Consider the following 17,109-nt stretch of genomic DNA (forward strand, 5'->3'; position numbering starts at 1 on the left):
AAGGTACGGGCTACCCGCGCACGCGGGCCTCGTCACATCTGCCGACGGCGCGACCCGGCCGAACGGGTGTTAGGTCTGATTTGTGAGGGCCCTCACCCCCGGCCCCGAGTCCTGCCGTCCACGGGTGCGCCTACGATCGCGGGTAGGCCGCCTCCGTGCCGGCGCGACGCCCGGGCGGGGGAGCGTAGGGCGCAGAGCGGCGCCCCACCGCCGCAGATACCCGTCCCGGACGACCTTGAGGACCCATGAATCCTGTCGTACTGATCGCCGAAGAGCTCGCGCCCGCCGCTATCGACGTGCTCGCCCACGACTTCGATGTCCGTCACGTCGACGGCACGGACCGCCCCGCACTGCTCGCCGCGCTCGCCGACGCCCACGCGGTGATCGTGCGCAGCGCCACCCAGATCGACGCCGAGGCGCTGGCCGCCGCCCCCCGACTGAAGGTGGTCGCGCGGGCCGGGGTCGGCCTGGACAACGTCGAGGTGCCGGCCGCCACCGCCCGTGGCGTGATGGTCGTCAACGCTCCGACCTCGAACATCGTCTCCGCCGCCGAGCAGGCCATCGCACTGCTGCTGGCGGTGGCCCGAAACACCGCCAGCGCCAGCGCCGCGCTCAAGGCCGGCGAGTGGAAGCGGTCGAAGTACACCGGCGTGGAGATCCAGGGCAAGACGGTCGGCGTCGTCGGGCTCGGCCGCATCGGGGTGCTGTTCGCCCAGCGGATCGCGGCCTTCGGGACCCGGCTGATCGCCTACGACCCCTACATCCAGCCGGCCCGGGCCGCGCAGCTCGGGGTCCGCCTGGTCGGGCTGGAGGAGCTGCTGCGGGAGAGCGACTTCATCTCGATCCACCTGCCGAAGACCCCGGAGACTCTCGGTCTGATCGGCGAGAAGGAGCTGGCGATCGTCAAGCCCGGGGTCCGTATCGTCAACGCCGCCCGGGGCGGGCTCGTCGACGAGCAGGCGCTGGCCGACGCCCTCGCCGAAGGCCGGGTCGGCGGTGCCGGTGTCGACGTGTACGCCAAGGAGCCGTGCACCAGCTCGCCGCTGTTCGCCTTCGACAACGTGGTGGCCACCCCGCACCTGGGTGCCTCCACGGCAGAGGCGCAGGACAAGGCCGGGCTGGCCGTGGCCCGCAGCGTCAAGCTGGCCCTGCAGGGCGAGTTCGTGCCGGACGCGGTCAACGTCCAGGCCGGCGGCGTGGTCGCCGAGGAGGTCCGCCCGCTGCTGCCGTTGGCGGAGCGGCTCGGCAAGGTCTTCACCGCGGTCGCCGGGGTGGTCGCGGCCAGCGTCACCGTCGAGGTGCGTGGCGAGGTCGTCGCCAACGAGGTGTCGGTGCTCAAGCTCGCCGCGACCAAGGGCCTGTTCGCCTCGGTGGTCGAGGAGCAGGTGACCTACGTCAACGCGCCGCACCTGGCGGCCGAGCGGGGCGTCGAGGTCGAGCTGGTCACCCACCCGGACACCGTCGAGCAGGCCAACCTGGTGACGGTCCGCGGAGTGCTGCCCGACGGCGGTACGGTCAGCGTCTCGGGCACCGTGGTCTCCACTGCCGGTCGCGACGTCATCCGGCTGACCGAGGTCGACGGGTTCGACCTGGAGCTCACCGCCGATGGCATTCTGCTGTTCTTCCGGTACACCGACCGGCCCGGCGTGGTCGGCAGCATCGGGTCGATCCTCGGCGAGGCCGGAGTCAACATCGCGGCGATGCAGGTGGCCCGACGTTCCGCCGGCGGTGAGGCGCTGATGGCCCTCACCGTCGACTCGGCGGTCGGCGCGGAGTCGCTGAGCACCGCCGCCAGTTCGATCGGGGCGACCGCGGCCAGCGTCGTCGACCTGCGCGACGAGTAGTCACCCCGGCGCGGTCGGGGAGCCGTCACCGGTGCGGCGGTTCGGGGACACGGTCCCCGAACCGCCGTCGGCTCAGCGGGTCGGCGCGCTGGTCGTCGGCGGGTAGACCGAGCCGTCCTGCGGATCGAGCAGCAGCAGGTCGTGCTCCTGGGCCAGCCGTTCGATGGCCAGCAGGACCGCGTCGTCGCAGGTGTCGCGGAGATTCATTTCGATGTGATCCGTTGCGGTGTGTAGTGGGACCTTTGCCCACGGGCACTCCTCGCTGGTGGCGGCGGCGCCCCGGTCCGGGTAGTCAGCGGTCAACGCGGCGTGGAACGACCTGATCCGGCGGTCGGTGTCGCCATCGGCGTGCTCACCCTGCCGGCACAGTTCATGCGCGGCGTGTACGTCCGCCGAAGTGGACTGATCGTCCAACGCCCATACGACTAGATCGAATGTCACGCGCACAGCGTGCCATCCACCCGGTCGAGGATTCCAACCAGTGGGGTGGTCGACCGGCCCGGATGGCGAGTTTGGGTCCTTGCGTCCGGTTGTGGGTAATCGATAACGTGTCGATGCGGTCGCTGGGGAAGTCGTGGTGCGGTCACGTCTTCGGGTGACGTCCGATCGCGCCGTCGGCCCCCGCCGACGGCACCCCCGGTGCGCGGGCCGAGCGCGCGTGTCGCCGGTCAGCTCCCGTGGTCACTTGCCGAGACCACGGGAGCTGGCCGGGCCGTCGTCGGACCACCGGTCAGCATCTGGTAGCCGTCGGCGGTGGGAAACCAGTGCAGACCGGCCGGGCCGGCGGCGAACAGCGCCGTCGCGTAACCGTCGGCCACCGCCAGATCGGGGCCGATCACCGTCGCCGCCGATTCCCGCCGCACCACAGTGCCGCGGTGCGGGTCGATCACCGGGCTACGGCGGGTGGTCAGTCCACAGGTGCCGATTGCGCCGTCCACCATGGTCACCACTGTCGGTGGTCGGTCGGCGGTGCCCGGTGCGGCGGGCGAGGAGAGGGCGATCCGCCACGGCCCACCGTGTGGCGCGTGCCCACGTACCGTCAGGTCGCCGCCGCTGACCACGGCGTAGTCACTGATTCCGGCCGCGCGCAACCGGCTGGCGGCGCGTTCGATCGCCCAGCCCTTGATCATCCCGGCCGGATCGAACCCGCCGGGGACCGCCCACGGGTCGAACCAGCCCTCGGTGGCGACCCGCATCGCCAGGCACCGGTCCACGATGTCGGCCAGTGGCGGATAGATCTCCGGGGCCACCTCGCCCCGGCGCAGCAGGGAGACCAGGCTGTTGGGTCGCAGTGGACTGTAGGTGACGTCGACCGCCCGCAGCTCGGCCACCGCGTCGGCGATCGCCTCGCTCAGCCCACGCCGGCCGATCCGCTCACCGGCGACCAGGACGAACCGGAACTCGGCGGTCGAGGTGGTGACGGTGTGCCGGGCCACCAGCAGGCCGGGGGAGTGCGCATCAGCGGGCGGTGCGGCGGCGGCCACGCCGATCCGCAGGTCGGGGGGCTCCGGCTGGGCCGCGCGTCGTGCCAGCATCGTCGGCGTTCTCCTTCACACCGGCGCCCGGTGCCGGTCTTCACCTACAGTAGCCGTTCGGCATGGATAAAGTGTTGGGCCCGGCTGTGTGGTGGCTGTGCGCTTCCAGCTGCCCGGCACATCGGCGTGTGTCCGAATCATGGGACTCGCGTACCGTTTTGCGGGATGATCGCTTAACGTTCGCTAGGCGTTCGATGGTTCTGCGACGAAGGAGTGGACGTGGCGATGGCGCGGATCGCGGTCGTGGCCGGCGACGGCATCGGGTCCGAGGTGACCGCGCAGGCCCGCAAGGTCATCGACGCGGTGCTGCCCGGCGTCGAGGCCACCGAGTACGACCTCGGTGCGGCCCGCTACCACCGCACCGGCGAGGTGCTGCCCGACTCGGTCCTGGCCGAGCTGGCCGAGCACGACGCCATCCTGCTCGGCGCGGTCGGCGACCCCACCGTGCCGCCGGGCGTGCTGGAGCGCGGCCTGCTGCTCAAACTGCGGTTCGCCTTCGACCAGTACGTCAACCTGCGGCCGTCGCGACTCTGGCCGGGCACGACCAGCCCGCTCGGCGGGGTCAAGCCCGGTGAGATCGACTTCGTGGTGGTCCGCGAAGGCACCGAAGGGCTCTACACCGGTGCCGGTGGCACCATGCACCGCGACACCCCGGCCGAGGTCGCCACCGAGGAGAGCCTCAACACCCGCCACGGCGTCGAGCGGGTCATCCGCGACGCCTTCGCCCGCGCCGCACGCCGCGAGCGTCGCAAGGTCACCCTGGTGCACAAGACCAACGTGCTGACCCACGCCGGCTCGCTGTGGGCCCGCGCGTTCGCCGACGTCAAGGCCGAGTTCCCGGACATCGAGACCGAGTACCAGCACGTCGACGCGGCGGCCATGTTCATGGTCACCCAGCCGCAGCGCTACGACGTGGTGGTCACCGACAACCTGTTCGGCGACATCCTCACCGACATCGCCGCCGCGGTCACCGGCGGCATCGGCCTGGCCGCCAGCGGCTGCATCAACCCGCAGCGGCAGTTCCCGTCGATGTTCGAACCGGTGCACGGCTCCGCGCCGGACATCGCCGGCAAGGGCGTCGCGGACCCGGTCGCCGCCGTACTGTCCGCGTCGCTGCTGCTCGACCACCTCGGTCATCCCGAGCAGGCCGAGCGAGTAACCCGGGCGGTCGCGGCCGAGCTGGCCTCCCGTACGCCGGGAGCCGCGCTGCGTACCGCCGAGATCGGTGACCGGCTCGCCGCCCACGCGGCGGGCTGAGCCCAGCCGGTCGACCCGCGTACCGCCGTCGACCCCCGCCGGTGCCGCACCGCGCACCGGCCGCGCCGACCGGCGCCCGCCCTCGCCACGCGCCTCGGCGGTCCAGGTCCGCGCCCGTCAATCCGGCGAGCCGTCCGGTACGGCACCGTCGACCCGCGCGTCGCCGCGTGGACCGTTCGGTGCCCCGTACCGGTTGGCACGCCGACGTACCGTGGCCGTCGACGGTCGTGCCGACGGCCAATCATCAGATGGCGGCATCGCCGGCCGTCGCGCCGGTTCCCGCTGAACGAACGTTCGGGGTAAGTTGCATGACACACAGCTTCGTCGTTTTCTCGCCATGGAGGTCAGCCCGATGATCGGCGGTGACAAACTCGATTTCGAGATTCGTCCGAATCCGCACCCGGTAGCCGCCGCTGAACGCTCCGCGCTGCTGGCCAATCCCGGATTCGGGCAGATCTTCACCGACCACATGGTCACCGTCCGGTACGCCGAGGGCAAAGGCTGGTACGACGCCCGCGTCGAGCCGCGTGCCCCGATCCCGATGGATCCGGCGACCGCCGTCCTGCACTACGCCCAGGAGATCTTCGAAGGGCTCAAGGCCTACCAGGCCGCCGACGGTGGAGTGACGTTGTTCCGTCCCGACGCCAACGCTGCCCGGTTCGTCGCCTCGGCGGCCCGGATGGCCATGCCCGCCCTGCCGGAGCCGGTCTTCCTCGACTCGTTGCGGCACCTGGTCACGGCCGATCGTGAGTGGATCCCGCAGGGCGAGGAGGGCAGCCTCTACCTGCGTCCGTTCATGTTCGCCAGTGAGGTGTTCCTCGGCGTGCGGCCGGCCCGCGAGTACCTCTACGCGGTGATCGCCTCGCCGGTCGGCTCCTACTTCTCCGGCGGCGTCAAACCGGTGACGGTCTGGGCCTCCTCGCTCTACACCCGGGCCGCTCCGGGTGGCACCGGCGCGGCCAAGTGCGGCGGCAACTACGCGGCGTCCCTGGTGGCGCAGGCCGAGGCGATCGAGCACGGCTGCGACCAGGTGGTCTTCCTCGACGCGGTGGAGCGCCGCTACGTCGACGAACTCGGCGGGATGAACGTCTTCTTCGTCTACGACGACGGCTCGATGGTCACCCCGCCGCTGACCGGGGCGATCCTGCCGGGCATCACCCGCGAATCGGTGATCACTCTGGCGCGGCGCGCCGGCCACCAGGTCGTCGAGCGGCCGGTCAGCCTGGAACAGTGGCGGGCCGACGCGGCCAGCGGCCGACTGCGGGAGGCGTTCGCCTGCGGCACCGCTGCGGTGATCACTCCGATCGGCCGGGTCCGGTCGGCCGACGGCGAGTTCGTCGTCGCCGACGGTGGCTCGGGTGAGGTGACCACCTCGTTGCGTCAGACCCTGGTCGACCTGCAGCGGGGCCGCGCCGCCGACCCGGACGGCTGGGTGCACCGGGTGCTCTGACCCGGTAAGGAGACCACTGTCGGGCCGGGTGTGGCGGATCTTCCCGTCGCCACCCCGGCCCGGTCGACCTTGCCGCCCCCGGTCGACCTTGCCGCCCCCGGTCGACCTTGCCGCCCCGGGTGCGGCCGTGGCAGGTCGGTCGGTCAGCAGGTGTGCGTCAGTCGGTCAGCAGGTGCGCGCGCAGCGCCTCGATCCGGTCGGCGGGCAGGCCGGCGCCGCGCAGGTAACCCTCGACCGAACCGTGCCGCTGGCGCAGCTCGGTCAGGAACATCTGCATCGCCTCCGCCGGGCAGCAGAAGAACGGCTCGGGCACCAGATGCTCGTTGCCCCGCTGGGTCCGCAGCCAGGCCAGCAGCTGCGCGCTGCCGGTCGTGCTCAACTCGTAGTCCTCGGCGATCACCGGGTCGGGCACCCCGAGCAGCGACAACGTCATCGCGCAGATCAGCCCGGTGCGGTCCTTGCCGGCCATGCAGTGCACCACCGCCGGGGCGGTCTGCTCCTCCGCCAGCAGCGCCATCGCCGTGACGATCCCGTCGGCGGCCTGCTCGGTGAGATCGTGGTAGCGGTCGGCCAGGTAGCGGGCCGGGCCCTGCTCCGGCTGGTACGGGATCTCGTCCCAGTCCTGGTGCACCAGGTGGACGTGACGGTAGTCGAGCCCGTCGGCCGGCCGGATCCGGCCGAAGGTGTCGATCTCGTGGGGGCGACGCAGGTCGATCACCGTACGCACGCCCAGCGCCGCGAACATCGGCTCGTCGTCGCCGCTGAGCCGGTGCGGCGAGTCCGCCCGGTAGATGCGTTGCCAGCGGACGGTCCGGCCGTCGAGTCCTTCGTATCCGCCGATGTCGCGGAAGTTGAACATGGTCGCGAAGGCCAGGGAACGCAGCGCAGCGGTCGTCATGTCTCCACGGTAGGGCGGCCCCGGCCGATCGGAAAGGCCAGCGCCGCCGCCACGACGTGGGTACGTCGCGTCGGCGGCGCTGTCGAACGGTGGAGCCCCGGTGGTGCGACGACCGGGGGCGCGGATCTGCGTACCGGACCGGGGTCAGATGACCCGGCCGGGTGCGATCGGCGGGACCGGGGCACCGTACGTGCCGCCGTAGTAGCCGCCGAGGGTGTCGCGGTAGGCCGGATCGGTCCCGGTGGTCTCGTCGTACTCGGGGGAGTCCTTGATCTGGTCCTTGCTGCGGTCGACGTAGACCTTCTCCTCGTCGTGGTCGACGTGATCGACCACCCCGGCGGGCAGCATCACCTTCTTGCCGAAGATCCATGGACCGGTGTCGACGATCAGGTAGCTGCTGTCGGTCTCGTCGCTGGCGGAGTCGATCTTGCCGATGCTGCCGTCGGTCGCCTCGACCTTGTAGCCGGCCAGGTTGGTGCCCTCGACACCGACGTCGTCGCGGTAGCGCCACGGGTCGAACTCCCCGGCCGGAGCACCGCCGACGACGGCACCCTGACCGCCGTTCGGCGGCAGACCCGGGGCCTGCGCTGCGGAATGGCGCGGATCGAGCGTGTTCATCGGACCTCACTCCTTCGCTGACGTGAACATGCCTGCGCTGTCCGACTCGACATACCCGCGGTGGTCGATCCGCACACCTGACGCCGATAGACGCCGTTCACTTGTCGACCCGGGCGAACCACTCGGCGGGACTGGCCAGCCGTGCTGCGACGGGCCGGGTAACCGTCCCGCGATGTGGATTCGACTACCGACCTGGCCGCCTTCGGTGGCAAAGTACCCTACGTGACTCGCCTCGTACTCATTATTGGCACCTAGCGCGCCGGCAACCCTCCGCCGAGCGCGCAGACCTCTCGCATCCGCGGGGGGTCTTTTTGTTGGCCGTACGAGGCAGGCCGATCAGCGGGCAGGGGCGGACCCGGCGCGGACGCGGCGGCGCGGGACACCCGGTGAAAGGAACCAGGATGACTTTCCAGGTCTACGACACGACTCTGCGTGACGGTGCGCAGCGCGAAGGCATCAGCTACTCGGTGGTCGACAAACTCGCGGTCGCGCGACTGCTCGACGACTTCGGCGTGGGATTCATCGAGGGCGGTTGGCCCGGGGCCATGCCGAAGGACACCGAGTTCTTCCGCAGAGCGCGTACCGAACTCGACCTGCGGCACGCCGTCCTGGTCGCGTTCGGCGCCACCCGCAAGGCCGGTGTCCGGGTCGCCGACGATCCGCAGGTCCGGGCCCTGCTCGACGCCGAGACCCCGGCGGTCTGCCTGGTCGCCAAGTCCGACATCCGTCACGTCGAGCGGGCGCTGCGGACCACCGCCGCCGAGAATCTGGCGATGGTCGCCGACACGGTCGCCCACTTCGTCGCCGAGGGCCGGCGGGTCTTCCTCGACTGCGAACACTTCTTCGACGGCTTCCGCCACGACCCGGCGTACACCGCGTCGGTGGTCGCCACCGCCGCGCAGGCCGGCGCCGAGGTCGTCGTCATGTGCGACACCAACGGCGGCATGCTGCCGTCGCAGATCGGCACCGCCATCGCCGACCTGGTGGCGCGCACCGGGCTGGGCGCCGACCGGCTCGGCATCCACTGCCAGAACGACACCTCCTGCGCGGTGGCCAACACCATCGCCGCCGTCGAAGCCGGGGTCCGGCACTTCCAGGGCACCGCCAACGGCTACGGCGAACGACCCGGCAACGCCGACCTGTTCGCCGTCGTCGCCAACCTGCAACTCAAGCTCGGGCTGCCGGTCCTACCGGACGGCTGCCTGGGGCAGATGGTGCGCGTCTCGCACGCCATCGCCGAGATCGCCAACATCGCCCCCGACACCCACCAGGCCTACGTCGGGGCCGCCGCCTTCGCTCACAAGGCGGGGCTGCACGCGAGTGCGATCAAAGTGGATCCGCTGATGTACAACCACGTCGACCCGTCGGTTGTCGGCAACGACATGCGGATCCTGGTGACCGAGATGGCCGGCCGGGCCAGCATCGAGCTGAAGAGTCGTGAGCTCGGTGTGGACCTGGCCGGCCATCCGGACGCCCTGTCGCGGGTCACCCGGCGGGTCAAGGAACTGGAGGCCGGCGGCTGGTCGTTCGAAGCCGCCGACGCCTCGTTCGAACTGCTGGTCCGCGCCGAACTCGCCGCCGACAGCGGCACGGTCACCGCCCGGCCGTTCACCCTGGAGTCCTACCGGGTGCTGGTCGAGCACCGCGAGGACGGCGCCGTCGTCTCCGAGGCCACCGTCAAGGTCCGGGTACGCGGCGAGCGGGTGATCGCCACCGCCGAGGGCAACGGCCCGGTCAACGCTCTCGACGAGGCACTGCGGGTGGCGCTGCGCAGCCACTACCCGGAGCTGGCCGACTTCCAGCTGGCCGACTACAAGGTGCGGATCCTCGAAGGCAGCCAGGGCACCGGGGCGATCACCCGGGTGCTGGTGGAGACGGTCGACGGCAACGCCCGGGACTGGACCACCGTCGGGGTGCACGAGAACGTCGTCGAAGCCAGCTGGCACGCCCTGGTCGACGCGCTGACCTACGGGCTGGCCCGCAGCGCCGCGTCCGCCGGCGTCTGAGACATTCAGTGGTACGGCCGCACGGCGTGGGCTGTGCGGCCGTACCGCCGGGCCGCCGGTCAGGGCGCCGGCAGCACCAGTGCGGCGACGACCATCCGGTGGTCGCTGCCCGGCAGGCCGTGCACCGCCACCGACTCCACCGCGATCCGCTGGTCCACCAGCACCCGGTCCAGGGTCACCGGCGGGATCGGCGCCCCGTCGTACGGCCAGGTGCCGACCAGCCCCTTGCCGGTGGCGGCGGCCGCGTCGACGTAGCCGGTGGCGATCAACCGGCGTAGCGCCGCGTGGTCCAGCGTCGAGTTGAAGTCACCGGCCAGCACACGCGGTGGGCCCTGCGGATCCGGCTGCGGCTGCGCGGCCAGATCGGCCCGCCACAACGGGATGGTCCGCAACGCGAACGGTGCCATCGGATGCGCCGACTCGACCAGCACCGGCCCGCCGGCCGGCGGGCGGACCGTGCCGTAGGACTGGGCGAAGCCACCCTCGTTGCGCCGTACCCCGGTGTCGACGATCGGCCAGCGGGAGTACACGGCCGAACCGGTCGTGCCGATCTCGGCGTCGGAGCGGCGGTACGGCAGCAGTTCGGTGACGCCGAGCCGGTCCAGTTCGGCCTCGGCCGCCGGGGTGAACTCCTGCATCGCCAGCACGTCCACCCGCTCCTGGCGCAGCAGCTCCAGCAGCACCGACAGGTCCGCCGCACCGGCCAACAGGTTCGCCGTCGCGACCCGGACCGGGGTGCCGTCGGCAGGCGCCGTGACCCCGTCGGGCACCACCCGGGGCAGCACCGCGGCGGCCAACGCCGCCACGACGAGCCCCGCCACGGCCGCCGCCCACCAGCGCCGGGTCAGCGCCGCCACGGCCAACGGCACCACCGCCCAGCCGGCGACGTACGGAGTGAAGGCGAGCAGTTGCACCAGTGGCCCGCCCTCCCACCCGACCAACCGGAGCACCGCCCACCCCGCCGCCGGCAGCACCAGCGCCCACACCAGCCACCCGCGTCGCCGTGGTGCACCCCGCGGCGCTGCGGCCGGGGCGTCGTCGGTTCGTGTCTGCACGCCGGCACGGTATCCGGTGCGCGCCCTGCGCCGGCAATCACCCGCGCGGCGTCACGCGCCGGCGTCCCCCGGTCGGCGCGGGCCGCCGGCAATCACCCGGTCGGCGACGCATCCCGGCGTTAGACCGTGCCGATCCAGGGCAACCCCCGGCGGACGCCGGGCACGCCGCATCCGTTGGGGCGGGCCGGACGGCGATTGGTGACCAGCGTCGAGGACGGTGCCGATGACGACCGAGCCACAGCTCAGCACGCAACCAGCAACGGGTGCCGACTCTGCCGCCGGAGCCCTGGAACAGACACTGTTCGAGGTCAAACGGGTCATCGTCGGGCAGGACCGGTTGGTCGAACGGCTGCTCACCGCGCTGCTCGCCAATGGCCACTGCCTGCTGGAGGGCGTACCCGGGATCGCGAAGACCCTGGCCGCGCAGACGCTCGCCGTCGCCGTCGGCGGCAGCTTCTCCCGGATCCAGTTCACCCCGGACCTGGTGCCGTCGGACATCGTCGGCACCCGGATCTACCGGGCGTCGACCGAGTCGTTCGACGTCGAACTCGGTCCGGTGATGGCCAACCTGGTGCTCGCCGACGAGATCAACCGGGCCCCGGCGAAGGTGCAGTCGGCGTTGCTGGAGGCGATGGCCGAGCGGCAGGTCTCCATCGGCGGACGCAGCTACCCGGTGCCGGATCCGTTCCTGGTGCTGGCCACCCAGAATCCGATCGAGTCCGAGGGCGTCTACCAGCTGCCCGAGGCACAACGCGACCGGTTCCTGATGAAGGTGGTCGTCGACTACCCGACCGACGAGGAGGAGCTGGGCATCCTCTACCGGATGGGGGTCGACCGGCCGCAGTCACGGCAGGTGCTCGACGTCGGCCAGCTCAGCGCGATGCAGCAGCAGGCCCGGGACGTGTTCGTCCACCACGCCCTGGCCGAGTACATCGTCCGACTGGTGCTCGCTACCCGTCGACCGCAGCTGTTCGGCCTGCCGGAGCTGTCCGGGCTGCTGGCGTACGGCGCCAGTCCGCGCGCCACCCTCGGCCTGGTCGCCGCCGCGCGCGGCCTGGCGTTGCTGCGGGGCCGCGACTACGTGCTGCCCGAGGACGTCCGGGAACTCGCGGTGGACGTGATCGCCCACCGGTTGGTGCTCTCCTTCGACGCGGTCGCCGACGGGGTCGACGCCGCGTCGATCGTGCGGCGGCTGGTGCAGGTGGTGCCGCCGCCGCAGATCGCCCCGGCACACGACCAGCGGCCCGGACTGGCGGCGGTGGCGTGACCGGCCGGGGCGTGACCGGCCGGCAGCCGTCCGAGGACACCGGCGTAGCCGGTCGTGGCGTGGCCGGTCGTGGCGTGGACGGAGCGGCGACGCTGCCGGAGCTGACCCCGCCGCAGACGCTGCGCCGACTGGAACTGACCGTGACCCGCCGCCTGGACGGCCTGCTGCACGGGCAGCATCTCGGGCTGCTGCCCGGCGGCGGCAGCGAGCTGGCAGGCAGCCGGGAGTACCGGCCGGGTGAGGACGAGGTCCGCCGGATGGACTGGGCGGTCACCGCCCGGACCACGGTGCCGCACGTGCGCGAGGTCGACGCCGACCGGGAACTGACCACCTGGGTGCTGATCGACGGCTCGCCCAGCATGGACTTCGGCACCGCCGAGCTGGAGAAGCGGGAGCTGGCCGTCGCCGCCGTCGCGGCCGTCGGGTTCCTGACGGCCGGCACCGGCAACGCGCTCGGCGCGCACCTGCTGGGTGTCGACGGGATCCGAAGGTTCCCGACCGGCTCCGGGCGTGACCACCTGCTCTGTCTGCTGCGGGCACTGCTCGCCGCCCCCCGGGGCGAGGCCCGCCCGCAGCCGGGCGGTACCACGGCCACCTCGACACCCGCCACCTTGGCGCTGGCCGACGGCATCGACGGGCTCCGTCGGGCCGCGACCCGGCGCGGCCTGGCGGTGGTCGTCTCCGACTTCCTCGACGGGCTGCCGGACGATGCGGCCGGCCGGCCGGACTGGGAACCGGCGCTGCGCCGGCTGGCCAGCGTGCACCAGGTCCTCGCCGTCGACATCACCGATCCACGGGAACTCGACCTGCCCGACGTCGGGGTGATCACCGTGCAGGACCCGGAGACCGGGCGGCGGCGCGAGATCAGCACCGCCAGCGCCGACCTGCGGCGCCGGTACGCCGAGGCCGCCGCCGGACAACGCGACCAGGTGGCCCGGGCGATCCGCCGGGCCCAGGCGGCGCACCTGCGGCTGCGGACCGACCGGGACTGGGTGGCGGACATCGTGCGCCACGTGCACCGGCAACGGCAGTTGGCCGCCTGCGCCCCGGCCCCGGCGGCCGGCGTACGGGAAGGAACGTGGCGATGAGTTGGCAGTCCCCGGAGCGGCTGTGGTTCCTGGTCGCGGTGGCCGCCCTGGCCGGCGGCTACCTGTGGCGGCAGCGGCGGGCCAGCCGGTACGCGGTCCGGTTCACCAACCTGCGGCTGCTCGACCGGGTGGCCCCGGCCCGCCCGGCGTGGCGGCGGCACCTGCCGGCCGGTCTGTTCCTCGCGATGCTGGCACTGCTGGTGGTCGGGTTCGCCCGGCCGATGGACGAGGTCCGGGTGCCCCGGGAACGGGCCACGGTGATGGTGGCGGTGGACGTCTCCACCTCGATGCTCGCCAACGACGTACGACCGGACCGGCTGACCGCCGCGAAGCGCTCCGCCCACGAGTTCGTCGACTCGTTGCCCCGCCAGTTCAACGTCGGGCTGGTGGCCTTCGCCGGCAACGCCTCGGTGCTGGTCGGTCCGGGGACCGACCGGGAGGCGCTCGGTGCCGGCATCGACCGGTTGACCGAAGGGATCACCGGCGCGCAGGGCACCGCGATCGGTGAGGCGATCAAGACTTCGCTGGAGGCGATCCGGTCGCTGGACGCCCAGGCGGCCCAGGAGACCCCGCCCGCGCGCATCGTGCTGCTGTCCGACGGCGCGAACACCTCGGGCCGGTCGCCGGAGTCGGCGGCCGCCGAGGCGGTCGAGGCCGGCATCCCGATCGACACCATCTCGGTCGGTACCGACGCCGGCTACATCGACTATGGCGGCGGCCGGCCGCTGCGGGTGCCGGTGGACGGCGAGAACCTCAAGGCGGTCGCCGAGCTGACCGGCGGGGCGTACCACGAGGCGGCCAGCAGCAAGCAGCTCAACGACGTGTACGCCGACATCGGTACCTCGGTCGGCTACCGGCTGGAGCCGACCGACGTGTCGGCCCGGTTCATCGGCTTCGGCCTGATCCTTGCCCTGGCCGCGGCCGGGACGTCGATGCTGTGGTTCTCCCGGCTGCCGTGACGGCCGCGTTCCACACACCCGGCGTACCGACCCCTGTGAGGAGGACGCAATGACTGTTCCCACCGGACTGGGCGAGCCCCGGGGGCCCTGGTTCATCTCGCCGGAGGCCGGCCGCTGGGCGGGACCGGACGGCTCCGTGGCCCCGCCCGCGCCGGAGTCGCCGCGCGGCTGGCGTCGCCGGCTGCTGGCCGCCGCCGCGGTGCTGGCGGTCTCGGCGGCCTCCGGTGGGCTCGCCGGTGCGGTCGTGTCCGGCTGGGACGGTGGGCCGGCACGGCTGACGGCGCTGCCGTCACCGTCGCCGTCGTCGTCGGTGGGGCTGCCGGCGGACCTGGTCGCGGCGGCGGCGCAGGCGTTGCCGGGTGTGGTGTCGGTGCAGGTCAACCGGGGAACGATGGTGTCCGGCGGGTCAGGGTTCGCCATCGACGACCAGCACCACATCATCACCAACGACCACATCCTGGACGGTGACAGTGCACCCGGTACACCGTTGAACGGCCACCAGGTGAGCATCGTCGCCCAGGACGGCCGTCGGATCCCCGCCGAGGTCGTCGGCCGGGACCCGGGCAGCGACATCGCGGTGCTGCGGGTCCCGCCGTCGGCCGGGTTGCGGCCGTTGGCGCTCGCCGAGCCGAACTCCACCGAGGTCGGTGAGGCGGTGCTGGCGGTCGGTTCGCCGCTGGGGCTGTCCGGCACGGTGACCGCCGGGATCGTCAGCGCCCTCGACCGTGAGGTGATGCTCGGCAACGGTGGCCGGCAGACCGCCGTACAGACCGACGCCTCCATCAACCCGGGCAACTCGGGCGGCCCGCTGGTCAACGCAGACGGGGAGGTGATCGGGGTGAACACCGCGATCGCCACCCTGGAGGGCGCCGGCTCGATCGGCATCGGCTTCGCCATCCCGATCCAGCGGGCGGAGCAGACCGCGGACGCGATCATCCGGCGCGGCGGCTGAGAGTGCGGACCGTGGCGCGGTTGCCGAGTGTGCAGCGGTTGCTGAGTGTGCAGCGTGGCGCGGCGCCGGTAGTGTCGCGGGCGTGGCGGTAGGCGACGTACGGGTCGACGACTCGGTGGTGATCCCGGCGGGGGAGCTCACCGAGCGGTTCTCCCGTTCGTCCGGGCCCGGCGGTCAGGGAGTCAACACGGCCGATTCGCGGGTCGAGTTGTCGTTCGACGTCGCCGCCTCGGCCGCGTTGCCCGGGTGGCTGCGGGACCGGGCCCTGCAGCGGTTGGCCGGCCGGCTGGTCGGCGGGGTGCTGACGATCGCCGCCAGCGAGCACCGGACCCAGCTGGCCAACCGGGCGGCCGCCCGGGAACGGCTCGCCGCGCTGCTGCGGGAGGCGATCGCGCCACCGGCGCCGCCGCGTCGGCCGACTCGGCCGTCGCGGGCGGCGAAGGAGCGACGGATCACCGACAAGAAGCGCCGGGCGCAGACGAAACGACTGCGCCGCGGCGACCTCGACTGACCGACCGTACGGCCGGTTCAGCACCAGCAGGCGCTGGCCCAGTGGTCGGTGGACCAGAAGTGCGAACCCCAGTCGCCCGGGGCCCACGCCCCGGTCGACCAGAAGTGGCTGGACCAGCCCGGGTCGGCCCAGGACGGCGAGCCGTCCCAGGACGGCGACGTCCAGGTCGCGCCGCCCCACGTCCGGCTCGCCCACGAGCTGCCGGTCCAGCCGTCGGCGGCCATCCGGTGACCCATCCACACCCCACCGTTCCAGGCGGTGCCGGCCGCCGCCTGCCCGGCCCAGGCCGAGCTGGTGAACGGGCCGAAGATGCTCTGCTCACCCTGCAGCGCCACCCCGTTGCAGACCACTCGGCTGGTGCCCCGGGAGGCGTCGATCGGCCCGGTGCCGTTGGAAGGGGTCCACTGCTGCGGCTGCCACACCGGCTGGTAAGTGAGCGCGGCGTGCAGGTTGACCGAGCCGAGCCCCAGGTTGGCGCCGGCCCCGGTGGGCAGGAACGTGGTGCTGCCGACCAACACCTGCTTGACCTGGTCCGGGGTCAGCCACGGCTTGGCCTGCAACAGCAGCGCGACGGTCGCGGCGGTCACCGCCACGGCCTGGGAGGTGCCGGTGCCCCGGAACAGGGTGGTGCCGACCCGTGCTCCCGGGAAGAGGTTGTCCACGTTCGACCCCGGGTTGCGCAGGGACAGCACCGACTGGCCCGGGGCGAGCAGGTCGACCTGCTTGCCGGCGTTGGCGAGGTTGGTGAACGGCGCGAGTTCGTCGTCGGCGGTGCTCAACGTGCCCTTGGTGAGGCTGGCGCCGACGGCGATGACGTACGGATTGCTCGCCGGGTTGTCCAACCGGCCGAATCCGTTGCCGTCGTTGCCGGCGGCCGCCACCACCACGATCCCGGCCTGCCAGGCCCTCTCGACGGCGAAGTGCAGCGGGTCGGTCCAGAACGCCGGGTTGCCGGCGCTGCCGTAGGCGAGGTTCAGCACCCGGATCGGGTGGGTCGGGTCGTGGTTGCGGTGCGCGACCACCCAGTCGACGGCAGCGATGATCTGCGACACGTCGACGGCCCCGTTCGCGGTGCCGACCTTGACCGAGGTCAACTTCGCCTTCGGCGCCAGACCCTGGGCACCGGTGGTCGGGTCGTCGCCGATCAGGACTCCGGCGAGGTGGGTGCCGTGGCCGTACGTGTCGTGCCAGCGCAGATTCGTCGCCTGCGACTCGAACGACAGGTCCGGACCGTTGACCAGCCGGGTCGCCGGCAGACCGGCGACCGGTACCACCCCGGTGTCGATCATCGCGATCCCGATGCCGGTGCCGTCCAGCGCCGCCGTGGTCGCGGTGTCAGCCCCGACGATCGTACGGATGTCGGCCAGCGAGGTGCCCGGGGTGACCCCGGCGGTGCCGTTCCACAGGCTGGCGAACCCACCCCCCGGTACGCGGGTCGACGGCGAGGTGCCGCCGGCGCCCGTTGAGGACGGCGCCGGTCCGGCCCCGGTGCCGACGACCGCGATGGCCGACAGCGTCAGCACAGTCGACAGTGCCATCACGCGGATTCGACGGCGATTCGGTCGCCACAACGCACTCTTCGTTCGCACCGGCGCGATCCTCCTGACGATTGAACAGATCCTGGGCTGGCAACGGGATGTCCGGGTGCGACGTTGTGAAACACCACGAT

15 protein-coding genes are annotated in these 17,109 nt (G+C 72.3%); 9 read left to right on the forward strand and 6 right to left on the reverse strand.

The genetic code is table 11. The annotated features are described in order from the left end of the window. The first annotated feature begins 245 nt into the window (after window positions 1-245). Entirely contained in the window at window positions 246-1,844 is a 1,599-nt protein-coding gene (serA, locus tag O7623_RS29110) for a phosphoglycerate dehydrogenase (RefSeq protein ID WP_282226126.1), read from the forward strand. 72 nt (window positions 1,845-1,916) lie between these two features. Here serA and O7623_RS29115 read toward each other — a convergent pair whose 3' ends face one another. Beyond that, the gene (locus O7623_RS29115; protein WP_282226127.1) at window positions 1,917-2,285 is read right to left on the reverse strand and encodes a hypothetical protein; all 369 of its coding nucleotides are present in this window, start codon (window positions 2,283-2,285) and stop codon (window positions 1,917-1,919) included. Window positions 2,286-2,512: 227 nt separating this feature from the next. Continuing rightward, the gene (locus O7623_RS29120; RefSeq protein ID WP_282226128.1) at window positions 2,513-3,379 is read right to left on the reverse strand and encodes an FAD:protein FMN transferase; all 867 of its coding nucleotides are present in this window, start codon (window positions 3,377-3,379) and stop codon (window positions 2,513-2,515) included. Window positions 3,380-3,604: 225 nt separating this feature from the next. Between O7623_RS29120 and O7623_RS29125 the strand changes: the two genes are divergently transcribed. Then, the gene (locus O7623_RS29125) at window positions 3,605-4,636 is read left to right on the forward strand and encodes a 3-isopropylmalate dehydrogenase (RefSeq protein ID WP_282229636.1); all 1,032 of its coding nucleotides are present in this window, start codon (window positions 3,605-3,607) and stop codon (window positions 4,634-4,636) included. A gap of 352 nt (window positions 4,637-4,988) precedes the next feature. Next, window positions 4,989-6,086 (forward strand): branched-chain amino acid aminotransferase, encoded by a 1,098-nt coding sequence (locus O7623_RS29130; protein WP_282226129.1) that lies wholly within the window; start codon window positions 4,989-4,991, stop codon window positions 6,084-6,086. A gap of 157 nt (window positions 6,087-6,243) precedes the next feature. On the opposite strand, the gene O7623_RS29135 is transcribed toward O7623_RS29130, so the two are convergent. Beyond that, window positions 6,244-6,984 (reverse strand): tyrosine-protein phosphatase, encoded by a 741-nt coding sequence (locus tag O7623_RS29135; protein WP_282226130.1) that lies wholly within the window; start codon window positions 6,982-6,984, stop codon window positions 6,244-6,246. A gap of 144 nt (window positions 6,985-7,128) precedes the next feature. Beyond that, window positions 7,129-7,602, reverse strand: coding sequence for a PRC-barrel domain-containing protein (locus O7623_RS29140; protein WP_282226131.1), 474 nt, complete (start codon window positions 7,600-7,602; stop codon window positions 7,129-7,131). Between the two features lie 401 nt (window positions 7,603-8,003). Between O7623_RS29140 and cimA the strand changes: the two genes are divergently transcribed. After that, window positions 8,004-9,608 carry a citramalate synthase gene (gene cimA / locus O7623_RS29145; protein ID WP_282226132.1) on the forward strand — a complete coding sequence of 535 codons (1,605 nt, stop codon included), beginning with the start codon at window positions 8,004-8,006 and terminating at the stop codon, window positions 9,606-9,608. A gap of 59 nt (window positions 9,609-9,667) precedes the next feature. Here cimA and O7623_RS29150 read toward each other — a convergent pair whose 3' ends face one another. Next, entirely contained in the window at window positions 9,668-10,597 is a 930-nt protein-coding gene (locus O7623_RS29150; RefSeq protein WP_348775180.1) for an endonuclease/exonuclease/phosphatase family protein, read from the reverse strand. A gap of 289 nt (window positions 10,598-10,886) precedes the next feature. Here O7623_RS29150 and O7623_RS29155 point away from each other — a divergent pair, with 289 nt between their 5' ends. The 5 genes from O7623_RS29155 (at window position 10,887) to arfB (ending at window position 15,440) form a co-directional block, all read left to right on the forward strand. Beyond that, window positions 10,887-11,930 carry a MoxR family ATPase gene (locus O7623_RS29155; RefSeq protein ID WP_282226134.1) on the forward strand — a complete coding sequence of 348 codons (1,044 nt, stop codon included), beginning with the start codon at window positions 10,887-10,889 and terminating at the stop codon, window positions 11,928-11,930. Between the two features lie 74 nt (window positions 11,931-12,004). Further along, the gene (locus O7623_RS29160) at window positions 12,005-13,018 is read left to right on the forward strand and encodes a DUF58 domain-containing protein (RefSeq protein WP_282229637.1); all 1,014 of its coding nucleotides are present in this window, start codon (window positions 12,005-12,007) and stop codon (window positions 13,016-13,018) included. Continuing rightward, complete coding sequence (locus O7623_RS29165) at window positions 13,015-13,977, forward strand: VWA domain-containing protein (RefSeq protein ID WP_282226135.1); 963 nt, start codon at window positions 13,015-13,017, stop codon at window positions 13,975-13,977. Before O7623_RS29160 ends, O7623_RS29165 begins: the two co-directional genes overlap by 4 nt. A gap of 49 nt (window positions 13,978-14,026) precedes the next feature. Further along, window positions 14,027-14,929: a trypsin-like peptidase domain-containing protein gene (locus O7623_RS29170; protein ID WP_282226136.1), complete on the forward strand. Its 903-nt coding sequence runs from the start codon at window positions 14,027-14,029 to the stop codon at window positions 14,927-14,929. An 82-nt stretch (window positions 14,930-15,011) separates the two neighbouring features. After that, window positions 15,012-15,440: an alternative ribosome rescue aminoacyl-tRNA hydrolase ArfB gene (gene arfB / locus O7623_RS29175; RefSeq protein ID WP_282226137.1), complete on the forward strand. Its 429-nt coding sequence runs from the start codon at window positions 15,012-15,014 to the stop codon at window positions 15,438-15,440. Window positions 15,441-15,457: 17 nt separating this feature from the next. Here the strand turns inward: arfB and O7623_RS29180 are convergent, their stop codons facing one another. Further along, complete coding sequence (locus O7623_RS29180; RefSeq protein WP_282226138.1) at window positions 15,458-16,978, reverse strand: S8 family serine peptidase; 1,521 nt, start codon at window positions 16,976-16,978, stop codon at window positions 15,458-15,460. Window positions 16,979-17,109: the final 131 nt, after the last annotated feature.

Origin of the sequence: Solwaraspora sp. WMMD791 (genome assembly GCF_029581195.1) — a bacterium.
GTDB lineage: Bacteria > Actinomycetota > Actinomycetes > Mycobacteriales > Micromonosporaceae > Micromonospora_E.